The sequence below is a fragment of the Corallococcus sp. 4LFB genome, from assembly GCF_046520365.1.
In the GTDB taxonomy this organism is placed as follows: Bacteria; Myxococcota; Myxococcia; order Myxococcales; family Myxococcaceae; genus Corallococcus; species Corallococcus caeni.
On the sequence record NZ_JBKGHJ010000415.1, the window covers coordinates 1 to 7,565 of the forward strand.

The 7,565-nt window shown below is 72.6% G+C and carries 8 protein-coding genes; 6 read left to right on the forward strand and 2 right to left on the reverse strand.

The features are described from left to right. On the reverse strand, positions 1-695 hold a 695-nt coding region (hemG, locus tag ACLEQD_RS32360), incomplete at its 3' end, for a protoporphyrinogen oxidase (RefSeq protein WP_410389353.1). Between the two features lie 104 nt (positions 696-799). Between hemG and ACLEQD_RS32365 the strand changes: the two genes are divergently transcribed. The 3 genes from ACLEQD_RS32365 to ACLEQD_RS32375 all read left to right on the forward strand — a co-directional run bounded on the left by ACLEQD_RS32365 (position 800) and on the right by ACLEQD_RS32375 (position 4,056). After that, on the forward strand, positions 800-1,489 hold the full coding sequence (locus ACLEQD_RS32365) for an SDR family oxidoreductase (RefSeq protein WP_338269798.1): 690 nt from the start codon (positions 800-802) through the stop codon (positions 1,487-1,489). 150 nt (positions 1,490-1,639) lie between these two features. Continuing rightward, positions 1,640-1,888, forward strand: a complete 249-nt coding sequence (locus ACLEQD_RS32370) for a hypothetical protein (RefSeq protein WP_410389354.1) — start codon at positions 1,640-1,642, stop codon at positions 1,886-1,888. Beyond that, the gene (locus ACLEQD_RS32375; RefSeq protein ID WP_410389355.1) at positions 1,882-4,056 is read left to right on the forward strand and encodes a CapA family protein; all 2,175 of its coding nucleotides are present in this window, start codon (positions 1,882-1,884) and stop codon (positions 4,054-4,056) included. The genes ACLEQD_RS32370 and ACLEQD_RS32375 overlap by 7 nt, the downstream gene beginning before the upstream one ends. Positions 4,057-4,092: 36 nt before the next feature. On the opposite strand, the gene pdxH is transcribed toward ACLEQD_RS32375, so the two are convergent. Further along, positions 4,093-4,692: a pyridoxamine 5'-phosphate oxidase gene (gene pdxH, locus ACLEQD_RS32380; RefSeq protein WP_410389359.1), complete on the reverse strand. Its 600-nt coding sequence runs from the start codon at positions 4,690-4,692 to the stop codon at positions 4,093-4,095. Between the two features lie 71 nt (positions 4,693-4,763). Between pdxH and glgA the strand changes: the two genes are divergently transcribed. The 3 genes from glgA to ACLEQD_RS32395 all read left to right on the forward strand — a co-directional run. After that, positions 4,764-6,197, forward strand: coding sequence for a glycogen synthase GlgA (gene glgA / locus ACLEQD_RS32385; RefSeq protein WP_410389356.1), 1,434 nt, complete (start codon positions 4,764-4,766; stop codon positions 6,195-6,197). Positions 6,198-6,232: 35 nt separating this feature from the next. Continuing rightward, positions 6,233-7,150, forward strand: a complete 918-nt coding sequence (locus ACLEQD_RS32390; protein ID WP_410389357.1) for a serine/threonine protein kinase — start codon at positions 6,233-6,235, stop codon at positions 7,148-7,150. Continuing rightward, a partial coding sequence (locus ACLEQD_RS32395) for a hypothetical protein (RefSeq protein WP_410389358.1) occupies positions 7,150-7,565 on the forward strand: 416 nt, incomplete at its 3' end. The genes ACLEQD_RS32390 and ACLEQD_RS32395, both read left to right, overlap by 1 nt.

Sequence of the window (7,565 nt, forward strand, 5' to 3'; positions counted from 1 at the left end):
TTCGCCAGCGCGTCCACCAGCACGCCCAGGCCGCCGTCGAACGTGCTCAGCTGCCCGGTGAGCCCGGGGCCCGCCTCCGCCGCGCCCGCGGCCTTCGCCTGTCGCGCCGCGCGCTGCGCCCGGATGGCGCCCAGGATGAGGCTGCGGTGCTCCCGCTCGAACTTCACGAGCTGCGGGAAGGTGGCCTCCGCGCTCAGCTGCTCCGGGTCCCCCGCGTAGGTGCCCGTCTGCATCGCGTCCAGCAGGACGGCGGTCGCCTCGCGTCCCAGGTGGCGCCGACCCAGCTGGGCCAGGGATTCATCCGAACCCGTAGGGTTGCGCCGGCTGAACAGCTCCCCCACCACCCGCAGGCGGGACGCGAGGGGGAGGATGTCGGATTTCAGGAAGGCCGGCGGCGACGCGGGGAGGGCCCTCAGCGCGCCGCGGGTGTATACATAACGGTTTTTTGCCGCCGCATCCGCAGGACGTATGCGTGAAGACACACCGAGCGTCTCCGCCAGTTCACGGGTCGTGGGCTCCCGGTCCAGGAAACTGTTGGGCCCGGCCTCCAGCAAGTAGCCCGGGCGTGCGTGGGTCTGCACGTTTCCGCCCACGCGCGAAGTCGACTCCAGCACCACGGCAGCCGTGCCGCGAGCCCGCAATCGATGCGCCAGGGCCAGGCCGGTGATTCCTCCCCCAATGACCGCGACCGTCATGACGTCTGAACTCCTACCCTTGTCCTGATGTGAGCAACCCCGGGCGCCTTAGTGCGAAGGCAAGAGCTTTGCCAAGGAGAGCCACCCGGCGCGTTAATAAAGGCATGCGCTATGTCATCACGGGAGCCAGCCGTGGCATCGGTTTCGAATTCGTGCAGCAACTGCTGCGACGGGGGGAAACCGTGGACGCCGGCGTGCGGGCCCCGGAGCTTGCGCGCCGGCTGGAGCCGCTGCTGCTGGAAGCCGGCAACCGCCTGAGGATCCACCCGCTGGACGTCACCCGCGCGGAGAGCGTCCAGGCGTTCGCGGAGCGCGTCTCCCGTGAGCCGGTGGACGTGCTCATCAACAACGCGGGCGTGTCCGGCCTGTGGGTGGGGCTGCACGAGCTGGACTTCGAGGACCTGGCCCGCACCTTCGAGGTGAACGCGCTCGGGCCGCTGCGCATCACCTCCGCGCTGCTGCCCGCGCTGCGGACAGGAGCGGGGCGCAAGGTGGCGCACGTCACGTCGCGCATGGGGTCGCTCTCCAGCAACACGGAGGGCGGCGCGTACGCCTACCGCATGTCCAAGGCCGCGCTGAACATGGGCGTGCGCTCCATGTCCAACGACCTGCGCCGCGAGGGGCTGGCGTGCGTGCTGCTGCATCCGGGTTGGGTGCAGACGGACATGGGCGGGCAGGACGCGCCGCTGCCGCCGGAGGAGTCCGTGCGCGGGATGCTGAGGGTCATCGACAGCATCTCGCTGGAGCACTCCGGCCGGTTCTTCGACTACGAGGGCGCCGAAGTGCCCTGGTAGTGGCCTGGGGGATGAGGCCGGTGTTCGCCAGTGAACACCGACCGGCCCCCCCGGGCAGGCAGGCGGCCCTGGGGGTGCGGGGCCTTCCCTGGCGCCTGTCTCGCCCTCGTCTCCATCTCGTCGCGAGGACGTCTGCGGCGGAGGGGTGGGATGGCGTGGCGACGGTGGTGGCCCGTGGGTTGGATGGCGGCGTGTCTCGTGGCGTGCGGTCCCGGCGCCTCCACGCCGAAGCAGGGGCAGGACGCCGTGACGCCGGGCGATGGGCCCTCGACGCCGGTGACGCCTCCGGACGACCCGCCCTCCGAGGAGACGCCCCCGCCGACGCGCCTCCTCCGGCGAGGAGCCCCGCCCGACCAGACGGCGGAGGAGCCGCACCGGAGGAGGAGTCCCCGGTGCTGACGGCCTGCGCGCCGGAGCCCGCGGCGGACGCGTCCCTCCCCGAGGCCGAGCGCACCGCCCGGCATGACTACGCCTGCACCGGCATCGCGCTGGAGGGCACGCTGGTCTCCACCGCGGGCACGCCGGTCGCGGACGCCGGGGTGAAGGTGGGGGACGCGCAGGCGCGCACGGACAAGGCCGGCCACTTCCGCTTCCCCGTGCTGCCCCGCCACAACCGGCTGCTCACGGTGGAGGCGGAGGGCTTCCGCCCGGCCGTGGTCGCGGTGGAGCTGCGGCGGAGCCTGACGCAGACGCGCGTGACGCTGCCGCCGGTGCGCCTGTCTCCGAAGGACGGCGTGCGGATGCTCTTCGCGGGCGACGTGTCGCTGGGCCGGCGCTTCCTGGATCCGGACCACACCACGCCGCGCAACCAGATGCCCCAGGACGACCCGGCGGCGCTCATCCGCGTGTCGGATCCGCTGCCGGGCACCAAGGCCGTCTTCACGCACGTGCGGCCGTACTTCCAGGCGGCGGACTTCCGCGCCGTGAACCTGGAGACGCCGGTGACGGACCACCCGTCCACGCCCCACGACGAGAAGGCCTACGCGTTCTTCACGCTGCCCGGCTCGCTGCCCGCGCTGCCGTGGCTGGGCGTGGACTACGTGAGCCTGGGCAACAACCACGTCTACGACTACCTGGTGCCGGGGCTGAACGACACGCTCTCGCACGTGGCCGCGACGGGCATGGCCTTCAGCGGCGCGGGCCAGAACGAGGACCAGGCCTTCGTGCCGGCGCGCGTGCCGCTGGCGGGCGCGAACTACAGCCTCGTGTCCCTGTGCTCCATCACCGGCAGCGCGCACGAGCAGCAGTACGTCGCGGGCCCCGACCAGGGCGGCGCGGCGGACGCGCGGAACATGACGCGGGTGTCCGCGCTGCTGGGCGCGGAGCGGGCGCAGGGGCGCGTGCCGGTGGCGCTGCTGCACACCGGCGTCGAGTACAGCGTCCGGCCCTCCACCCCGACGGCGCAGCGGATGCGCGACCTGGTGGACGCGGGCGCGGGGCTGGTCATCGCGCACCACCCGCACATCCCGCAGGGCTTCGCGCGCCACGGGGGCGTGCTGATGGCGCAGTCGCTGGGCAACTTCGCCTTCGACCAGGACCGCATGGAGACGATGGTGGGCCTGATGGCGGAGGTGGAGGCCACGGGCGCGCGCGTGGACCGCGCCCGCGCGGTGCCCGTCTACATCGAGGACTACCGCCCCCGGCCCGTCGCGGGCGACCTGGCGGAGAGCTTCCTGCGCAACCTGGCGGAGCTGTCCCGCGAGGGCGGCGTGGAGCTGGTGCCCCAGCCCTCCTGGGGCGAGCTGCTCCCGGAAGACCGGCACGCGGCGGTGAGCGAGCGCACCGTGGACGTGCCGGTGACGGTGGACGCCAACGGCCGCGCCACGGTGGACCTGCGGGCCCTGCGCCATGAAGGGGAGTCCGTGGCGGTGGCCCGGCTCACGGGCGCGGCGGAGGGCACGGCCGTGAAGCTCAAGGCCGGGCGCGACGTGCTGCTGCACGGCGACTTCGAGGACCACGACGTGGACGACGACGCCAACGAGGCCGCGCGCTGGAGCGTGGGCCCGGGCGCGGGCTACGTGTGCCAGGACGGTCCGCACCGGGGCGCCGCGGCCCTCTGCCAGCGCCGGGCGTTGGGCGAGCGGAGCGCGGCGGTGAGGCTGGTCAACCGCTTCCGTCCGCCGGGCTTCGCCGAAGGCCCGCCCAACCGCGACCTCACGGCGGTGGCGTGGCTGAAGGGGCAGGGCGGCGGCGCCTTCTCCGCGAAGGTGCAGTACCTGCCCGTGGAGTCCTACACCCTCTTCGGCGAGCAGACGCTGCTGCGCCACGACGGCGGCACCTACGACTGGACGCTGGTGGCGGAGGACCTGCACTTCCCCGCCGACCCGCCGAGGCCGAACCTGTGGAACGCGCCCTGGGCCCTGGACCTGACGCTCAACACCGCGGCCCCGAAGTCCGGCCAGGGCGTCACGGCGGTGGACGACCTGGCGCTGGTGGCCTGGGAGAAGCAGGCCACGGGCGGCACGCTGACCCAGGCGACGCCGCACGCCCGGGACTTCGTGCGGGTGGAGGCCCCCGCGGGCACGTACACGCTGCGCGTCACCTTCCGCGAGCACCGCGTGCCCTGAGCGTCAGCCGCGCGGCACCGGAGCGGCACCGGAGCTTCAGGGGAACAGCAGCCGCGTCTTCCAGCCCGCGCCGTCGCGCAGGTAGAGGTTGCGCTCGTGCAGCCGGCTGGGGCGGGCGTGCCAGAACTCGATGCGGTCCGGCACCACGCGGAAGCCGCTCCAGTGCGGCGGGCGCTCCACCGGGCGGCCCTGGAAGCGCGCCTCCACCTCCGCCAGGCGCTGCTCCAGCAGCTCGCGCGAGGGCAGCTCCTCGCTCTGGAGGCTGGCCCACGCGCCAAGCTGGCTGCCGCGCGCGCGGCTCTGGAAGTACGCGTCGGCCTCCTCGTCCGTCACCTGCTCCACCCGGCCCTCGATGCGCACCTGCTGCTCCAGGGGCTGCCAGTGGAAGCACAGCGCCGCGTACGGGTGCGCGGTGAGCTGGCGCCCCTTGCGGCTGTGGAAGTTGGTGAAGAAGACGAAGCCCCGCGCATCGAAGTCCTTGAGCAGCACCACGCGTGAGCTGGGGCGGCCCTGGTCGTCCACGGTCGCCACGACCATGGCGTTGGGGTCCACGGGAATCGCGGCCTTCGCCTGGGCGAAGAGGTCCGCGAAGCGCTGGATGGGGTCGGGAGGGATATTCGTCACGCGGCGCACCATAGGAAACACGGCCCCGGCGCGCACGTTCGCGGTTGACTCCCTGTCGGGACTCGCACGCAATGGCGGGCCTCATGAAGATCCTCTTCATCGCCTCGGAGGTCACCCCCTTCTCGAAGACGGGGGGACTGGGCGACGTGGCCGGGGCCCTGCCCACGGCGCTCGCCAGCCTGGGGCACGACGTGAAGATCGTCACGCCCCGCTACCAGGACGTGCGCAACGCCGGACAGCTGTTGCCCACCGGGCAGTCCCTGGTGCTGCGCTTCCCCTTCGGTGAGACGGGCGGCCCCATCCTGTCCGCGCGCCTCACCGAACGCCTGGAGGTCCTCTTCCTGGAGAACGAGGCCTTCTACGGCGGCCGCAAGGGCTTCTACGGCGACGCGGCCGGCGAGTTCCAGGACAACCCCCGCCGCTTCGCCTACCTGTGCGTGGGCGCGCTCCAGGCCGCGCAGCGGCTGCGCTTCTTCCCGGACATCATCCACCTGCACGACTGGCAGACGGGGCTCGTCCCGGTGGCGCTGCGCCGCGGCTTCGGGGGCACGCCGCTGGCGAAGGCGAAGTGCGTCTTCACCATCCACAACCTGGCCTACCAGGGGCACTTCCCCAAGCGGACCATGGACGACCTGGGGCTGCCGTGGGACCTGTTCACCCCGGAGGGCGTGGAGTTCTACGACCAGGTCAACTTCCTCAAGGCGGGGCTCGTCTTCTCCGAGGCGCTCACCACCGTGTCGCCCACCTACGCGCGCGAAATCCAGACGGCGGAGCAGGGCTACGGGCTGGAGGGCCTCTTGCGCCGCCGCGCGCACGCGCTCACCGGCATCCTCAACGGCATCGACGCGCACGAGTGGAACCCCCGGACGGACGCCTTCCTGCCGGCGCGCTACGGCCCGGACGACATGACGGGCAAGGCCGTGTGCAAGCGCGCCCTCCTGGAGCGCTTCGGCCTGCCCACGGAAGGCAACGCGCCGGTGTTCGGCATCGTCAGCCGGCTGGCGTGGCAGAAGGGCGTGGACCTGCTGCTGGAGACGCTGCCCGCGGCGCTCCAGGCGGACCTGAAGTTCGTGGCGGTGGGCAACGGCGACCCTGTCCTGGAGGACGGCCTGCGGGCATTGCAGGCCCGCTACCCGAAGCAGGTGGGGGTGCGCATCGGGTTCGATCCGGAATTGTCACACCTGGTGGAGGCGGGGGCGGACTTCTTCCTCATGCCCAGCCGCTACGAGCCGTGCGGCCTGAACCAGATGTATTCCCTGCGCTACGGCACGGTGCCCATCGTCCGGGCCACGGGCGGGCTGGTGGACACGGTGGAGGGGGGGCTGGACGGCAACGGCATCCTCTTCGAGTCCTTCCACCGCTCGGCGCTCCTGGCCGCCATCCGCCGGGCGCTCTCCCTGTACGCGGACCCCGCACGGCTGGGGGACTTCCAGGCGCGGGGGATGGGGAAGGACTTCTCCTGGGCCGCGTCCGCCCGGAAGTACGAGGCCCTCTTCTCCTCCCTGGTGGAGGAATAGTGGGGCCCCTCCCGGATCCGCGCTAAACTTGCCTCGTGGCGGAAGCTCCGGACCTGGGTGGCTATGAAGTGGTCGGCCGGCTGGCGGTCGGCGGCATGGCGGAGGTGTATCAGGCGCGTGCCCGTGAGACGACCCAGCGCTCCCCCGGGGAGCCCGAGGAAGTCGTCATCAAGCGGCTGCACCCGTCCTTCCGCAACGACCCCGCGTATGTGAAGGCCTTCGTCGACGAGGCGAAGCTGACGGTGCGCCTGCGCAACGCGCACATCGTGCGGACGTTCCGGCTGTTCCGCGCCGGGCCGGACTACCTCATGGTGCAGGAGCTCGTGAGCGGCCGGACGCTGGGCTACATGCAGGAGCTGCTGATCAAGGCGGGCGCCGCGATGCCGCCGGAGTCCGCCTGCTACATCGCGTGGTGCATCCTCAAGGCGCTGGACTACATCCACCGCGCCAAGGTGGGGGAGAACGGCGCCACCATCGTCCACCGCGACGTGAACCCCGCCAACGTGCTGCTGGGCGTCCAGGGCGACGTGAAGCTCACCGACTTCGGCGTGGCGGAGGTGGAGGGGATGATGCGCGGCGACTCGGGCGCGCTGCGCGGCACGCTGCCGTACATGAGCCCGGAGCAGGTGCTGGGGCAGGCGGTGGACGCCCGCACGGACCTGTACGCCGTGGGCGTCATCCTCTGGGAGCTGTGGGGCGGCCGCCGCCTCTTCACCGGGGACAACGAAGCGCAGCTCATGCACCAGGTGCGTGACGCGCGCGTGCCGCTCTTGTCCTCGCTGGCGCCGGACCTGCCGGACTACGCGGCGCGGGTGGCGCGCAAGGCGCTGTTCGCGGACCGGGCCCGCCGCTTCCAGTCCGCGGCGGAGTTCATCAAGGCGCTGGAGGTGCTGGCGCGCCGCGCGGGCTGGCCCCTGACGGTGGAGGCGCTGCAGCCTCTGTTGGGCGGCTGATGCGCTCGCGCCGGGCGGTGCTCGGGGCAGGGCTGGCCGGCCTCTTCCTCCTGTCCGGCTGCCTGGGCGTGGTGCCCTTCCGCCCGCGCGCCTACGACGAGGCGGTGCGCGTGGAGGCGGTGGACCTGGCCTTCACGCGGGACGGCTCCGGCGCGCTCACGCTGAAGCTCCAGGTGCGAAACCCGTCCTCCGACGCGGCCACGCTCACCCGCGTGGACTTCGACCTGCGCGTGGACGGCCGGCGCGTGGCCACCGGCGAGCAGGTGCTGGGCGTGCCCCTGGACGGTGAGGGCGAGGTCCCCCTGGAGGTCTACTTCCCGCTGGCCGTGGCGCGCGGCGGCGCGGCCGGAAGTCGGCTCGCACGCGGTGCGGCTGGAGGGGGGCGTGGTGCTGCGCTTCGGCGGCTCCGAGCGGC